This is a genomic window from Nitrospinota bacterium (assembly GCA_009873635.1).
Lineage (GTDB): Bacteria > Nitrospinota > Nitrospinia > Nitrospinales > VA-1 > LS-NOB.
In genome coordinates this window covers 45,270-61,317 of record WAHY01000005.1, presented here as the reverse complement: position 1 = coordinate 61,317, position 16,048 = coordinate 45,270, and the positions used below count along the sequence as shown (strand labels likewise).

15 protein-coding genes are annotated in these 16,048 nt (G+C 42.1%); 4 read left to right on the top strand and 11 right to left on the bottom strand.

Annotated features, from left to right (window positions below; all coding sequences use genetic code 11):
• The 9 genes from F3741_04840 to F3741_04800 all read right to left on the bottom strand — a co-directional run.
• A partial coding sequence (locus F3741_04840; GenBank protein MZG30129.1) for a metallophosphoesterase occupies positions 1–315 on the bottom strand: 315 nt, incomplete at its 3' end.
• An 8-nt stretch (positions 316–323) separates the two neighbouring features.
• On the bottom strand, positions 324–755 hold the full coding sequence (gene nusB, locus F3741_04835; protein ID MZG30128.1) for a transcription antitermination factor NusB: 432 nt from the start codon (positions 753–755) through the stop codon (positions 324–326).
• A 7-nt stretch (positions 756–762) separates the two neighbouring features.
• Complete coding sequence (locus F3741_04830; GenBank protein MZG30127.1) at positions 763–1,227, bottom strand: 6,7-dimethyl-8-ribityllumazine synthase; 465 nt, start codon at positions 1,225–1,227, stop codon at positions 763–765.
• 9 nt (positions 1,228–1,236) lie between these two features.
• Positions 1,237–2,439 carry a bifunctional 3,4-dihydroxy-2-butanone-4-phosphate synthase/GTP cyclohydrolase II gene (locus F3741_04825; GenBank protein MZG30126.1) on the bottom strand — a complete coding sequence of 401 codons (1,203 nt, stop codon included), beginning with the start codon at positions 2,437–2,439 and terminating at the stop codon, positions 1,237–1,239.
• A 17-nt stretch (positions 2,440–2,456) separates the two neighbouring features.
• Positions 2,457–3,107 carry a riboflavin synthase gene (locus tag F3741_04820; protein MZG30125.1) on the bottom strand — a complete coding sequence of 217 codons (651 nt, stop codon included), beginning with the start codon at positions 3,105–3,107 and terminating at the stop codon, positions 2,457–2,459.
• Positions 3,092–4,174, bottom strand: coding sequence for a bifunctional diaminohydroxyphosphoribosylaminopyrimidine deaminase/5-amino-6-(5-phosphoribosylamino)uracil reductase RibD (gene ribD / locus F3741_04815; GenBank protein ID MZG30124.1), 1,083 nt, complete (start codon positions 4,172–4,174; stop codon positions 3,092–3,094). Before ribD ends, F3741_04820 begins: the two co-directional genes overlap by 16 nt.
• Before the next feature lie 63 nt (positions 4,175–4,237).
• A complete protein-coding gene (locus F3741_04810; GenBank protein ID MZG30123.1) occupies positions 4,238–4,579 on the bottom strand; it encodes an OmpA family protein in 342 nt (113 codons plus the stop codon).
• Positions 4,506–5,699, bottom strand: a complete 1,194-nt coding sequence (locus F3741_04805; protein ID MZG30122.1) for a response regulator — start codon at positions 5,697–5,699, stop codon at positions 4,506–4,508. Before F3741_04805 ends, F3741_04810 begins: the two co-directional genes overlap by 74 nt.
• A gap of 367 nt (positions 5,700–6,066) precedes the next feature.
• A complete protein-coding gene (locus F3741_04800; protein ID MZG30121.1) occupies positions 6,067–8,463 on the bottom strand; it encodes an SUMF1/EgtB/PvdO family nonheme iron enzyme in 2,397 nt (798 codons plus the stop codon).
• 158 nt (positions 8,464–8,621) lie between these two features.
• Here F3741_04800 and F3741_04795 point away from each other — a divergent pair, with 158 nt between their 5' ends.
• Entirely contained in the window at positions 8,622–9,257 is a 636-nt protein-coding gene (locus F3741_04795; protein ID MZG30120.1) for a rhomboid family intramembrane serine protease, read from the top strand.
• 3 nt (positions 9,258–9,260) lie between these two features.
• Here F3741_04795 and F3741_04790 read toward each other — a convergent pair whose 3' ends face one another.
• Together F3741_04790 and F3741_04785 are read right to left on the bottom strand one after the other, a co-directional pair.
• Positions 9,261–9,437, bottom strand: coding sequence for a hypothetical protein (locus tag F3741_04790; protein ID MZG30119.1), 177 nt, complete (start codon positions 9,435–9,437; stop codon positions 9,261–9,263).
• 7 nt (positions 9,438–9,444) lie between these two features.
• The gene (locus tag F3741_04785) at positions 9,445–10,713 is read right to left on the bottom strand and encodes a competence/damage-inducible protein A (GenBank protein ID MZG30118.1); all 1,269 of its coding nucleotides are present in this window, start codon (positions 10,711–10,713) and stop codon (positions 9,445–9,447) included.
• Between the two features lie 148 nt (positions 10,714–10,861).
• Between F3741_04785 and F3741_04780 the strand changes: the two genes are divergently transcribed.
• The 3 genes from F3741_04780 to F3741_04770 form a co-directional block, all read left to right on the top strand.
• Complete coding sequence (locus F3741_04780) at positions 10,862–12,088, top strand: MFS transporter (GenBank protein ID MZG30117.1); 1,227 nt, start codon at positions 10,862–10,864, stop codon at positions 12,086–12,088.
• 125 nt (positions 12,089–12,213) lie between these two features.
• A complete protein-coding gene (locus F3741_04775; protein MZG30116.1) occupies positions 12,214–15,435 on the top strand; it encodes an SUMF1/EgtB/PvdO family nonheme iron enzyme in 3,222 nt (1,073 codons plus the stop codon).
• A 51-nt stretch (positions 15,436–15,486) separates the two neighbouring features.
• Positions 15,487–16,048 (top strand): threonylcarbamoyl-AMP synthase (locus tag F3741_04770; GenBank protein MZG30115.1); only part of this gene is annotated, 562 nt, incomplete at its 3' end.

The following is a 16,048-nucleotide window of genomic DNA, read 5'->3' as shown; positions in this document are numbered from 1 at the left end:
ATCTAGAGGAAGAGAACGAAGAAACTCTTTATGACTTTCTTTCAGTTGATTACGAGTCCATAGGCAGGATTCATAGGCTGAATAGTTGAAATAGGTGGTATCCGTCAATTCGACAGCAGCCCAATCATGATTTCCTGCTATGCAAATATCGACGTTTTTTATCACCCACTCAACGCAGGCATTGGGATCAGCCCCATAACCTACAATATCCCCAAGACAAACCAGTTTGTCATAAGTAATAGTTGCTATTTCTTTTTCAAACTGCTCCAGGGCTTCGAGGTTACTGTGTAAATCGGAGAAAATTATGTAACGCATTAAAAGGGTTATTTAAGCGTAGGGGATGACGTGGGTTTAAGGGTTTCCTTAAAAACCTTATCGAGAATACCGTTGATGAAATCCGGGGAATCTTCAGTACCAAATTTTTTGGCAATCTCAACGGCCTCGTTAATAACTACTTTGGGAGGGGTGGAACTTTCGAAAACCAGTTCGCAAATACCCAGACGCAAGATACTTCTATCAATCATGGACATACGTTCCAGTGCCCAATGATCACTAAATTTATTAAGAAGAATATCGATGTCTTCAGCACGGCCAAAAACCTTTTTGACCAGTACTTTCATAAACTCGATGATTTCAGTTTGAGTACCTGATCTTTCGCAAAACTGCTCTACCTGAGTATCAAGGTCGTCCTCACTGAATTCGCTTTGGTACAGGAATTTCAAAGCCAACTCTCTCGCAATGCGTCGCTTTCCCATAAAAACCTCAAGTTTTCCTGTATAAATTTGCCATTTCAACAGCCGCCAGCGCTGCTTCTCTGCCCTTATTTGAAGAATCTGGCTTCGATCTTTCCACCGCCTGTTCAAGGTTGTTCGTGGTCAACACACCAAACAAAACAGGAATATTAAACTCAAGACCAACCTGGTTAATCCCTCGACTGGTTTCAGCTGAAATATATTCAAAGTGAGGCGTGCCACCTTTAATTACGGCTCCCAGACAAATGATGGCGTCAAAGTTTCTGGTTGAACATAGCTTTTTAGCCGCTTGAGGAATTTCAAAAGCTCCAGGAACACGAATAACCTCAATATCCTCTTCGCCAGCCTTCTGCTCCTTAAGAGCTGAAAGCGCCCCATTGAGCAGGTTGCTTGTAATCAAGTCATTAAAGCGACTCACTATAATTCCAAAACGCAGCCCTTCGGCGTTTCCATCACCTTCAATATAATTAACCATGCAAAGGGTTCATTTAATATTTTGAAACATATGGCCCAACTTTTTCTGTTTGGTCCGTAGATATTTTATATTGTCTTTTTTGGACTGCACTTCGATGGAAACCCTTTCTGTCATTTGCAGGCCATATCCTTCCAGACCAACAATTTTTCTGGGGTTGTTCGTCATAATCCTGATTTTTCCGAGACCCAGCTTTCGAAGGATCTGAGCACCGATGCCATAGTCTCTCAAATCAGGTTTAAACCCGAGTTCCTCATTAGCCTGAACGGTGTCTTTTCCTTCATCCTGCAAGGCGTAGGCTTTCATTTTGTTGACGATACCTATCCCTCGACCTTCCTGGTATAAGTAAAGCAGTACCCCCTTACCTTCATTCTCTATCATTTCCATTGATTTTTTTAATTGTTCACCACAATCACATCGATAGGAACCAAAAACATCCCCAGTTAAACATTGGGAATGAACCCGGACCAGTGTCGGCTCCTCGGCATCGATTTCACCTTTAACCAGTGCTATATGTGTCTGGTCATTCAATACGTTCTTAAAGACGACTGAACGAAATTCACCAGAATGTGTGGGCAAATTAGTTGATGTGACCTCTTCAACCAGCGCCTCTTGTTTCAGCCTGTATTCAGCAAGGTCTTTAGTGGTGATCATTTTAAGACCATGTTGATTTATAAATTCTTTCAGATGACTGACTCTTGCCATAGTTCCATCATCATTCATGATTTCACAGATCACTCCATAAGGTTGCAAACCGGCAATGCGTGCAATATCCACAGATGCTTCTGTCTGCCCCATGCGAACCAGGACACCGCCATTTTTGGCGCGCAATGGGAAAATATGCCCAGGTTTAACCAGGTCGCCCTTGTGAGATTCCGAATCAATCGCTACTTTAATAGTATGTGCTCTATCGGCAGCTGATATTCCAGTTGTCACACCATGTCTTGCGTCAATGGAAACTGTGAAGGGAGTTTCAAAAGCAGACTGGTTATCATCAACCATCATGTTCAAGCCCAGTTCACGTGTTCGATTTTCTGTAAGAGTGAGGCAAATCAAACCACGACCAAATTTAGCCATGAAATTGATAATATCAGGGGTTACTTTCTCGGCGGCGACCATCAGGTCCCCCTCATTTTCCCGATCCTCGTCATCTACGATGACAATCATTTTCCCCTGCTGAATATCCTCAACAGCTTCTTCAATTGTGCTGAATATATTTTCCATAATTTCCTTTACCCTGAGAAGCCTTGTTGACGGAGAAAATCAAGGGAAGGCCTTTTGTCATCACCCTTCAACAAAGTTTCACAAGCTTTAAAAACGTATTTGCCTATCATATCACATTCGATATTTATTAAATCGCCGATTTTCCTACACCTCAGGTTTGTATGACTTAAAGTATATGGAATGATGGAAACCTTAAACCTGCAATCTTTGCAATCAAAAACAGTCAGGCTAATACCATCCAGGGCAATGGAACCTTTTTCCATGATATAGGGACTCAATTCTTCTGGATGGGAAAACTGGAACAAAACCTCTCCCGGCTTCTCCTCAATGCTCACTATTTTACCCACTCGATCAATATGTCCGCTGACAAAGTGACCGCTAATTTTAGTTGAAGGTGTGAGTGATCGCTCCAGGTTAACCTTGTCGCCTTTTTCCAGGCTTTTAAAGTTCGTGCGGTCAAGCGTTTCAGTACTCAGGTCCAATTTGAAGGATGTTTGGGTTGAGCCTACAACCGTCAGGCAAACCCCGTTCACCGCAATGCTCTCACCATCCACGAACCCGGAAAACTCCTCTTCAGTATTAACAACAAGCACAGCACCTTCGTTTTGCTGCACAAACTCTCCAATAGTTCCCACCGATTCCACTATTCCGCTGAACATGGGGTAGCCTCCACCATTAAGTCTTCACCAATATGAGTCACTGTAATATCTTTTAACCTCATCGCTTTTTTTACCTCCATCACCCCAGTCCCACCAAGAAAACCGCTAGCCTTAGAGCCACCTATTAGTAAAGGACTAATAAAAGTTATTATCCTGTCTACCGCGCCAGCTTCAACCATACTGGCATTCAATTCTCCGCCGCCTTCAATCAGTATAGAGTTGATATCCCAATTTACCAGTTCTTTCAGGAGATGTTTTATATTAAATCCATTTTTTGAGACTTTAACTTTTATTATTCCAACCTTTTTATCAGTTAATGATTTCAGACGGCGAGAGGAAATATCAGGTCCCGTCGCATATATAACTTTTTGCGAGCGGCTATTATTAAAAACCCTGGCTGCCAAGGGAATCCTGTTTTTTCTATCCAAGATAACCCTTACAGGATGTTTAACCTTTCCTTCCAGCCGACATGTGAGCCGGGGGTCATCCTTTAATACAGTTTCTGTTCCCACCATAATTGCATCAACCTGATTCCTGATCTTGTGAACATGTTTGCGTGACAGTTCCCCCGATATCCAACGAGAATCTCCTGAACGAGTTGCGATTTTACCATCCAGAGACATGGCTGTTTTCATGATCACAAATGGCATACCTGTTTTCATGACTTTCACAAACGACTCGTTCAATTTCATGCACTCTTCTTTTAATACATCCTGGAAAACATTAACTCCCTGTGCCTTTAGAAACCGTATTCCTTTTCCACCAACCAGCTTATTAGGATCTTTCATGCCAACAAAAATTCTTTTAATACCTGCTTGGATGATCGCGTCAGTGCATGGAGGGGTTCGGCCAAAATGGCAACACGGTTCCAAGTTAACGTAAAGGTCGGCCGAGCGAGCTTTATCCCCTGCTTTCCTTAAAGCTGTTATTTCAGCGTGAGGTTGGCCGGCACGGGTATGATACCCTTCTCCCAAAATCTTTCCGCTCCTTACAACAACAGCACCCACCATCGGGTTCGGACTGGTTCTGCCACGGGCCTTTTCGGCAAGCAAAATTGCCCTGCGCATATATTGAATGTGTTTATCTTTAATCAATAGACAACAAGGTTATTTGAATGGACGGTTCTTGTATTACCGACGTAAAATATCCACCATGTGCTTGCGGATGCTGCCACGCTGATACACGATTTCAATCCTGCGGTTGGTGGCCCTTCCCTGTCGGCTGTCATTAGGAACCTTAGGCCGGTATTGAGCAAACGCTTCAATGGATAATTGAGTCGGGTTAAAACCTGCTTTAACCAGTTTTCTGGCGACTTCTGCGGCACGAGCAGCGGATAACTCCCAGATGAAGGGATAGCGCTCTGTTCTTATAGGTACGTATCGGTATGTCCTTAAATTTTTACATAGTTGGAGCTTCTTTTTTATCCCCGAGACTATCAACATATTCTGTAAGCGCACCCATGACAGCTTCATCAAAAATAACACCTAATTTTTCTTCCATCTTGGATAAAATATCTGGCCCGGATTTTCCGGGATCAGCCATACTGATATGATCAAAATAACTGGCGGCACAAACAATACGAGAACCAATTGGAATTCGATCACCATACATGCCATCCGGTTTCCCAGAACCGTCTACATTTTCATGGAGATGCCGGATGATTTCAGCGATCAGCTCAAAACCCGGAAATTCTTTCAAAAGCATCTCTCCAACTAATGGGTGATTTGTCGTGACAGCGCTGGCTTCAGAATCGCTTCTCAGCCCTTCGTTCAGGGCTTCTTTCATTTTCTCCTTCGTTGGTGAAGCAACAATACCCAGTTCGTGCAAACGAGCGGCTGATTTGACATTTCTAATTTGATAATCCGTCAGTCCCAGTTTGCCGGAAATATAAACTGCTGCGTTCGCGACTCTTTCAGAATGCCCCCGATGCTCAGTCTGGTGCAGTTCAATAATAGTCGCTAAAAGACCTTCTGTAGAATCGAACCTGTTAGCAAGCTCTTCAACCATGGAAGAAATTTGCTGGTTCTTGTTTTCTAATTGCTCATTGAGCTCGGTCATCTCCTTAAGGCTAACACCCAGACGCCTTTTATCATTCCGGAGTTCTTCGTTAAGAGAAGCAAACTTATGATGGAATTGTTTCAGCTGGCCTAAAGACACCTCTAACTGTTTATTCTTCTCGAAAACCGTATCATTGAGGTGAGCGACACGCATGACAAAATTCACCACAAATAGCAGCTCACCTTTTTTAAGAGGTTTGGATAAATAGGCATCGGCTCCTGTTTCGCTGGCTTTGATAGCATTGTCCTGCTCAGCATCGTAAGCAGACATCAGGATCACTGCTGAGCGGAGTTTAAGCTCCCGAACACGCTGGCAGACTTCAAACCCGTCCATCCCTGGCATATGGATATCGCAAAGAATTATATCTGGCTGGATTTCACGCATCATCTGAAGCCCTTCTTCACCTGTTCCAACCTGAAATACTTCAAGAACATCAGGGCCAAAAGATTTTGTCAGAGTCTGCTTAACGATCATTTGCAGCGTACGATCGTCATCAATACTTAAAAATCGTTTTGCTTGTTTGCTAATAACCAAGTTTCAAAACTCCAGTGATTCGAGATTGATAGGGAAAACCATTTTAAAAAGGTTAAAACGTCCTTTACAAAAACCCCATCTATCACCCAGGCCAGTTTGGGCGAATAATTTAAACTTTAAACAGATAGACCCATAAAAAATCGATTAAATATAGAATCTTTTATGCTTGAGAGCAGACTAAAACCTTGCTCATTTAAGCAGGTGGTAAAGTTTTTTTAGCGATAACCTAATAAGTAGAATTTAACTGTTGATTATCAAGTAAAACTTGACCAAATTCAAGTTGTTACTCTTTGAGTACTGTTTATATCTTATCGTCTAAAGAAAGAAATCTTTGCCATTTTTGTAGTTTTTTTAATCCCGTGGAACATCACAGGTCATATTCATCCTCGTCCTCAATTTCCGTAAACCTTGGGGCTTCGACACAGCGTAATCCCACCGCCAAATGCCTTTCTGAAGGATCAAAGGAATTTCTGAAAACACACTTGGCGTGTACCAGATAATTCATCCATGAACCTCCCCTAACAATCCTTTGAGTTGTATGTTTCGAAGCATTTTGTTGCATGCACCATTCCCATACATTTCCAGACATATCGTAACACCCATATGGAGACATACCCTGCTCCAACTCCATAACCGGATTAGTCTTGCAGGCCATAAAATCACAGGTGTTGGCGAACCCTTTTTCATAGCCCATAGCTTCGCCCCAGGGATAAACCCGACCGTCTGTTCCACGAGCCGCCTTTTCCCACTCCTTTTCTGTAGGAAGTCGCATTCCTATCCAAAGAGCAAAAATAACGGCCTCATAATAATTAATACCAATAACAGGCTGATCACTATCATATGAATACTTTGGAAACCGGTTGTGGTGTTGCGGGTCAAACTGTTGATATAAAGCATTGGTAACCGGAAATTTCATTATCGAATATTCTTTCAGGCAAACCTTATCTTCTTCATCATCTTCTTCCTGGTAGATAAACCTTCCTTCAGGAATAGTAACCTTTTCGGAAAATTTGTTGAGAATCGTTTTATCCACCTGTTCCCGGTCAGAAACTTCTTTAAAAAACATTTTAAATTCTTCGAGGTTTCTTACAGGTTCCAGGTCAAAGGTGTCCAGTAGCTGATGAAAGTTGATTCCATGTCTTGATAAAATCAATTCAAACACGCTGAACAAAATTCTACTGTCCCGGTGTTCACGATTCATTAAACGTTGCAAAAAGTTTTGAAGGTATTCTGTTTCGTTGTTTTTAATAACCTCTTCTACCCGAACCTGCCTGCACTGGGAAAATTGAGGAAAGGTTTCTTTACATTGATACTTCAATAACTGTCTTATTAAAAGATCCTGCCCTTTTGGCAATTCGCCTGCTTCAGCCAGGGAATTACCTGCCAGCATTACAGCTCCTTCCTCAATTAAAATATCGAAAATTTCTTCTCCAGAAACCCCGCCAGACAAAATTTTAATAACCTCATGCCATTTTTCATCACCACAATGTTTTCTAACTATTTCCTTCCAGTTATCGCTTTTCTGTATATATTGACTGGCAAAATACTCCTGAAATGATGGATGGCGAAATTTCCAACGACGCATTGTCTGTTGCAAAATATTTTTCCACCAATGAGCAACGCTTCCTTCCTGAAAAAGAGTTTCCTTACCTTCCAGAATTGATTTATCAAATCCTGGCTCTACATCAAGGAAACGTTGCTGAAGACCCTCGTCCATCAATTGATATGAAAGTTCGGCAAGCTGATCCAGACTGTTTTCCACCCATTTCTCATCAGCCGAAGGATTGGATAGTTTCAGCTTTAAACGAAACCATGCTGAATATATATCCATCCTGTTGTTCAAATTCTCCAGGAGTTCGTTTTCAGAAAGTTCACGAATGATCCGCAATAAAATCGGTACATTTAAAAGTTCCGGAGTGAAAAGAGCGAGATCCTTGATCTTTTTATTTTTTGAAGCCTCTCCAAGAAAAGCATCGCTCTCCCTGGGGTCAATTTTCTGGAAAGCCATTTGAAAGGCAGCACCTTCACCTCGTTTGACAACTGCGTCGGTGGACAAAGAACCAAAATTGAAACCGCAACTCGCAAGCAAAACAAAGTTACTGCGGAAGGCATTATCTGCAAGAAAAGACTCAGTAAAAAATTGAAAACGGTCCTGGGGGTGGAGTTGATCAAAGCCATCCAATAAAAACTGACACTTGCTGTAGTTAAAAATGGTATTAACCGTATTTTCAAGTTGCCCTTTATCCAGAACCAAGTCAGGGTTTTCTTCCTGCTCAAGCATAACTACATCAATGATTTCATTATTGACTGCTTCACGGAATAAATCGAATCGGCTTCCTTCCGCCAGGTTTCCAAAATGAAAATAGACTGGCAGGCAATAAACCTCATGCGCCGGTTTCTGCAAAAGCGTTTCCAGATAGCGTTTCAGGAAAATGGTTTTACCCATTCCCGGACCAGCATCCAGCATGATCTTCAACCGGTTGACCTCCAGCAAATTTTCATTAATGATTCTTGGAGCCGGGAAGACCTGTTCAAGAAGGCTTTGGCGATGGGTGATCGGATTGACATCAAGCAAAGTCCACGGAATAAGTGTTTTATTTCTTTTACCCTTGGTCAACACTTCATCCAACCAGTTGGAAACTTTTTTCAATTGGTGTTTCCTGTAAGTCTCAACGACCCAGTCAATGGAATCTTCTAATCGCTCGGGTGCCAGTGGAACTTCTTCACCGCCAAAACCGGGAACCAGCCCGTCCGTATCACTCATAAAAAACACCAGACCGTTTAAGATAGATATATAAGTTCATTTTTCAAACCTTGATTTGTATTTAATGTGGCAGGGTTAAGCTAGCCCATGAATGATAAAACTGTTATTATCTTTATGTCATGTATTAATACTATCATATTGCCTGCCAAAGCCCTCCGATGATCCCATTAAAAGACGATAATCCCACAAAGAACTTCCCCCTGTTCACACTAATTTTTCTGTTGATGAACATCTCGGTCTTTATTTATGGGCTTAATTTACCTGTCCACCCAAGTGTGCTGTATGAAAGCTACGCACTCATTCCTTACGAACTCGTACATCACCCGGTAAGTTCTTACCCGACTCTTTACACTTCCATGTTTCTACATGCTGGAATTGGTCATTTGGGCGGCAACATGCTTTATCTCTGGATTTTCGGCAACAACATTGAGGATATATTAGGAAAGTTTCGCTTTATCCTATTCTACTTTGTATGCGGAACCATTGCGGCATTAGGACATATTGCCACTGACATTAACTCGCAAATCCCGATGGTAGGAGCAAGTGGAGCAATATCCGGGATATTGGGTGCCTATTTAATTCTATTTCCTTTTGCTCGAATCAAAACCTTTATATTTCTTGGTATTTTCTGGACCATCGCACGAATTCCAGCCATTGTTTTACTTCTTATATGGATTGGCCTGCAAATTTGGAACAGCGTGGCAACAGGAACCGGGGGGACAGCGTGGTTTGCACACATTGGTGGTTTCATCGCTGGGGTGCTTCTCATTCTGCCCTTTAAGAACATTCGTTAGACGTTAACGGGAAAACATAGAAATCAGCAGCACAACCACCAATGCCAGGAAAAAAACCCATATACCCAGAAACCACTTTGAGCTCAGGGTTGGGTATTCAGGTTGAAGCGACTTCCCACAATGAGGGCAGGTTGAAGCCAAATCTTCAATTTCTTTATTACAGAAAGGACATGTCTCCATCTTTACCCTAGATCTCCATTTTTTCCTGGAGCCTTAATCGTACCAGGTTTAAAGCAGCCTGCGCGGATCGTTCTTTGTTTCTGATTCTGTCTTGTGTGAAGACAAACTTTTTACAATATGTACCTGACCGATCATGGACAGCGATATAAGTCAGGCCTACTGGTTTAAGATCACTTCCACCTGAAGGTCCGGAAATGCCGGTTACAGAAACTCCCAAATCAGCACCTGTTACATCACATATTCCTTTAGCCATGGCTTTTGCCACAGGTTCACTCACAGCGCCAAATTCTTCAATCAACTTTGGGTCCACATGCAGACGATCCACTTTAGCCTGGTTGCTATAAACAACAGCACCTTCTATAAAATAATCGGAACTGCCTGCCACCTGCGTCAACCTGTGGCCAATCAAGCCACCCGTGCAGGATTCTGCCGTAGCCAGAGTCAAGGAATTCTCCCTTAACAAGTTACCAACCACCTCTTCAATCTCATCTTCATTTCTTCCATATATATATCGGGATAATTTTTGAGCCAGATAGTTTTCTACTTCATCCAGGCGAGACTCGCCATCGTCTTCAGATTCTGACAGCACAGAAATACGAATTCGCACACCCAAGTGAGAAGGCAAAGAGGCTATTGATGCTTTTTTCTGTAAGTTATCTATTGGCCCCACTTTTTCCCATAAGCCCGCTTCAGAAAGTCCAGTGGTCTTAATCAAGCGATGCAGAAAAACTTTGTTATTTTTTCCCGCCATTTCCGGGGCAACATATTTTTCAAATAAATATTGCATCTCTACTGGCACACCAGGTAGAGAAAACAAAATACTATTCCCCTTCTGCATTTTAAACCCGGGCGCAGTCCCTTTCTCATTGTAAAGAATCACTGCTTTGTCAGGCACCTCACACTGGCTCTTTACACTTGGAGGAACATCCCTGCCCCGGTTCTGAAACATTTTTTCCAGCATACTTTCCACACTCAAGTCTTTTTTCAAACCACATCCAAACACTTTGAGCAATACTGACTTGGTTATGTCATCATGTGTTGCACCGAGCCCTCCGGTCAGGATAACCCAGTCAGAACGCTCCAGGGCCAGATTTATACAATCTTCTATAGTAGAAGCCGAATCACCTACAGTGGTTATACGGGAAACCTCTATTCCCAGCTCATGGATCTTTTCCCCTAAATATTGGGAGTTACGGTCAAGAATCAGACCACTGACCACTTCATCTCCAATCACTACCAATTCTGCACAAGAAACTTTAGCGTCACCAAAAATCATGAGGAACCTGCTTTAATAAAAGTGTGGTGTTACCCTTGGTTCATGGTATACACAAATTTAAAAGAATCAAAGTAAATACACATAAATTACACATCCGGTTCATTTATCTATAGACTGTATGCTATTTTGTTAAAATCTTGTTATTACTATGGCAGTTAGCGAATCCAATCAGGAGCATTCTTCTCTCAGCTCCGATCAAATCACCCAGAAAACCTATAATTGTGATTTATGGCGAGGAGGGTTTGAGGGAGTACTTTCTTCCGGAGCTCAAACGTTCTGCCTGTTCATAGCTATACGCTATTTCAACGCTGAGGAAATCACCAAGGCCCTGATTGCTGCCGCCCCTTTTATGGGTATGTTTCTCTCCATGGTATTACTGCATTATGCCTCTGACACAAATTGGAAAAAATCAACCTGGGGAGCCCTTCCGTCTATTGTTACAGGCGTCTGCCTTCTTGCTTCAGCATGGGTGAATTCTGTACATCTGTTCGCCGCTTTAATTGTTTTGGCCTATATATGCAGAAGCGCTCTGCTTCCTTTCATCACTGATATTTATGGAGACAATTATCCTCCAGAACGTCGTGGAGAATACTTCTCCAAACCCTTGCTACTTTCTGTTGGAATGGCGGCATTATCAGGGTTCATTGGGTCTAACATCCTCGAAAAAGATATTGAATATTATTCAGTAATTTTTATTTTTCTAGGTTTTTGTGCCTTGTTCAAAGCTTTGGCCGTATACAACATGCCGTCAAAGCGGGTAGATCAGAGTCCGCACGAAAACCCATTCGGAAACATGAAATACATATGGCAAGACCGTTCGTTTGGTTATGTATTATTCACCTGGTTCATAATGGGTTTTGCCAACTTATGGACTCTTCCTTTGCGTGTGGATTACATCACCTCACCTGAATGGGGCATTGAAGGTTCGGCTATTTATGTAGCAATGATCATCACTGTCATTCCTGAATCTCTGAGAATGCTGTTCATTCCTTTTTGGGCAAAGCTGTTTGACAAAATGAATTTCGTAGTTCTCAGAATGATACTCAACCTTTGTTTTGCTGCCGGTGTCCTCCTGTTTTTTGTAACTTCTGACCCATGGGTCATAGGGGCGGGTTCAGCTTTGATTGGGATTGCCTTTTCGGGCGGAAGCATTGCCTGGAATCTGTGGGTCATTAAATACGCTCCTCCCGGAAAAACCGGTGCCTACATGTCAGTTCATGTAAGTTTAACAGGTATTCGAGGTACATTAGGCCCAATAATAGGCTACTGGGCGGTTGGATTGATGGGGGCTCAAAATATAGGCATAGTTTCTTGTGCAATGATGATGATCGCGACCCTTATGCTCATTCCAGAAATCAAGCACGGATATCGATAACATGATTTACGTCAATTCTTTGCCAGAAAGTATTACTTTGTTACAATATATTGGTAAGGTTTCATACTGTTTTCACCGTTTAAATATTAAAGATTCCCAAGAAAAAGCTCAACCGTAAACTCATTATGGCCGGAAAGAATTTCAGCCTGAAAGACATCCAGTTACTGGCCGATCACTTTTCACAAGTGGGCAATAAGGATACCCTGGCATTATTCCAAACCATCCTGTCTTTTTATTCCCCAGGTGAAAGACCAGCCGATAAAGAACCCATAGATCCGCAAAAATTATTGGAGACCCTAAAAGAATCAGGTGTCACACCGGACGATCCTGAGCAAGGGGTATCATGGCTGAATTCACTTCGAGAAAAACTGAATCGTGAGCTTTTTGATATCATATCGATACAGAAAAACCCGGCAGAGTTGATCGTGGGATCGAATTATACTTTCACACAGGTATTGGAAAATCCTCAACCCAAAACCGAAGCCACCCCGACAGCCAGAAAATTCAAAGAATCTGAAATAACTTTTAATCTGCCAGATGAACTGAAACTTGAATTTGAACAACAACTGGAACGATTAAAAGAAAGACAAGAGCAGACAAACGCACAGATGCAGGAGATTCTTGCTAAAGAAAAAGAACTAGAAGAAAACAAGGTCAAACTTGAAAAGGAAAACTCAGAATTCCGCACTCGCCTGCAAAAGCTACGGGAAGAAGAGCAAAAATATAATGAACAGTCAAAACAGCAGTCTGAAAAAGAAACCACGCGCCTTCATCAGGAACTAGAGGAAACCCGCCAGGAACTGACTAACCTGCGGAGCGATCGAAACAATCTTCTGGAAGAATATGAGTCGTCCCGTTCAAAGCTGGACACGGATTTTGACAGAAGGGATCAGATATTCAGAGCAAAATTTGATGAAATGACAGAGTTGATGGAAAAAATGTTCAAGGAAGAACAGGCAATCCAGGAACGTAAGGAGAAGGATTTCAAGTCAACAAAAACAAAACAATTACAACTCAAAAAAGAGTTCCAGCAACAGACAAAAAAGAATCAACAACTCCTTAAGCTTTCAAAGTCACTTGAAAAAGAAAAGAAATCCTTCAAAAGCAGGTTGAAAGAAGATTACGCGAAAAGGAAAGAAGAACTCGAAAATGAATTTCAGAGAAGATCTGAATATCACATCAGACGTCTTGAAGAATTTGATGAAGATGAAGAACGCCTTGGCCGTGAAAATGAAAGATTAAAAATCAGAGAACAGGGGCTAACCCTTGAAGCACAGCAAAAAGCCGATGAAGCCACAAAGAAACGTCTTACAGAAATTGAAAAGCTTGAGAAAGAAATCAGGCGAAAACAGAAAATCATCAACAAGCAGGAAAAAGAAAACGATGTTGAAAAAGCAAGTCTCCTGAAAGAGTTAAGTGGCATAGAAGGCGGAAAGTTCGCTGTAGACCAGCTCAAAACCGCGGCAAGCACCCAGGCAAACCTGTTAAAAAGAAAGAAAAAGTTGATAAAAGCTTTAGAAGAAGCCCGCCCAAACATAGAGCAGGAAATAGAGGAAAAGACCAAAGAACTCGAAGAAGCTTTCAATAAAGAAACACAAAAAGTTGCGGAACAAACCAAAACCCTTCTTGAAGAACAAAAGCGTTTGAGAAATAAAGAAAAAGTTTTGCTGGAAAGAGAGACAGACGAGCTTAAGCGCATGAATGACGAGTTTGAAGAATTTAAGAACTCCCTTGAGGTTGAACAAATAGAAAAGGACATGGCTCTAGATGAAAAGGAAGAAAAGCTTCTTCAGGAGGAACAAAAGATTCTGTCACTACAGCAACAACAAATGACTGAAGAAAAGCAAACCCGCGAACAAATAACTGAAAAAGAAGCGGAAGTTATGCAGGAACTGCAGGAAATTCAGCTTATCAAGTCCAATGTCATTCAACATCAGGAAGAAGTGAAAAATTTTCTCGCTGATTTCAATTCTACTTATTCCAATATTCTTACCTCACAGAGTTCTGAATATGAAAAGTTCAAAACCCGCATTAGCGCCATGGAAGAGGACGCTGTACGTTTGACCTCAAACCTGAAAGAAAAGGAAAAATATATTACTGAAGAGACCATTACAGCGGAAAAAGAACTACAGGAAAGGCTAAAACATAAAGAATCACTGGTTGACTCCATGGAAGTCGACTTGAGAAAGCGAGTCGAAGAGTACCAACAGTTTGTCAAAGAACTCTCTGAGGTTAAACAATCCATGACTGAAGAAGATCAAGCCAGAAAAGCAGAGCTGATGGATAACCTGGCCCATTACGAAAGCAAATTAACCAGTCTGGGTAAAGCATTTGAAGAACTTTCTGAAGCGTTTCACACAGAAAAAGAAAAAGGTCAGGTCGAAGTTGTATCTGATGAAGACGAAAAGAAACCTATGGAATATGACGATGCCCTGGCAAAGGCCGAGTGGCCTCAAGTCATTCGTCACTATTTGGGATTGGTCCCTTCCGATAAGCAGGATCCAAATATAATTGAGTATTTATATCAGTTTGGTGAAAAATGGAATGAATGGGTTCATGTTCCAGAAGGAAGTTTTTTGATGGGTCACCCCAACTCAAGGGATTCAGCACCGCATGAGCAAGTACAGATTGAAAAGCCTTTCTTAATCAACAAATATCCTGTTACCAACATAGAGTTTTTTCATTTTATCAACGAAACCAAATATAAAACGGAAGCGGAAACTATAATTGATGCCATTGTTTACCAAAGTGGCAGCCTGGCCATGCAAGCTGCCGGGGACAGCCGGTCCAGCTTTTCCAATCCCAGCCTTGGGCCAATTAAAGAAGCTTTCTGGCTTTGCCCCGATGGACAACCCGATTCCTTATACGGCAAACACAACCACCCTGTCACCCAAGTCACCTGGAATGATGCGCAGGCGTTCTGCAAATGGCAAAGGGAGTTAACAGGTCAAAACATCCGGTTGCCGACCGAAAAAGAATGGGAATATGTTGCAAGTGATTTTGGCGAATCTTCTCCGGATCAATTTTTCTGGGATGAAAGTCGAGTTGTAGAATTCTGCAATATTGAGGAAAGCGGTATTCTAGACACTCTGCCTGTTGATCATTTTCCCGAAAATGAATATTCAGGAGGAATAAGAGACCTGTTTGGCAATGTCTTCGAATGGGTTCAAGACACTCACGACAAAAAATTCACAAATGGTTCTTCGAACGGCTTGGAATATAAAGTAGCAAGAGGTGGGAGTTACATCACTCATTTCAAGCATATCGCTTCATGGAGGCGAATTTCCTTTCTCAAAAGTTATTGCACATCGTTCCTGGGGTTTCGAACTGTCTGTGACGACATCTAATTCACCGTGCCAGGGCCGACGCGCAAAACAGAAAAAAATTGACAACCAGCCATGCCGCAAATTTTAAAGATTAAGTCAAATATTGAGGTTGCTTCAGCTAATGCGCGAAAAGTTTTACTGCAAGGTGGAGTGATTGCCTTTCCTACGGACACTTTTTATGGTCTAGCCGTTGACCCCTTCAACCGGGAAGCCGTCGATCGAATTTATGAGATCAAAGGACGCGAAAAAAATAAGCCTTTACTCCTGCTAATTAGCTCAAATGAACAGTTGGGTAAACTGGTAAAAGAGATCACCCAAGCCCATTCGACTTTGATGCGACAGTTCTGGCCCGGGCCACTAACCATGCTTTTTGAATCCAGTTCTATTATCCCGGACAATTTATCTTCAGGCAGGATAGGAATCCGGCAACCAGGAAATCTAATGACACGGGAATTGATTTCAGCTTTAGGCCAGTCCATAACGGCTCCAAGCGCAAATCTTGCCGGTGAAGATCCACCTGTTACCGCAAAACAGGTGGATCAGTCTTTAGGAAGCAAACTTGATTTGATTCTTGATGGTGGAACATGTCCTGGTGGAAAACCTTCAACCCTTGTTGATCCAGTAGAAATGCCTG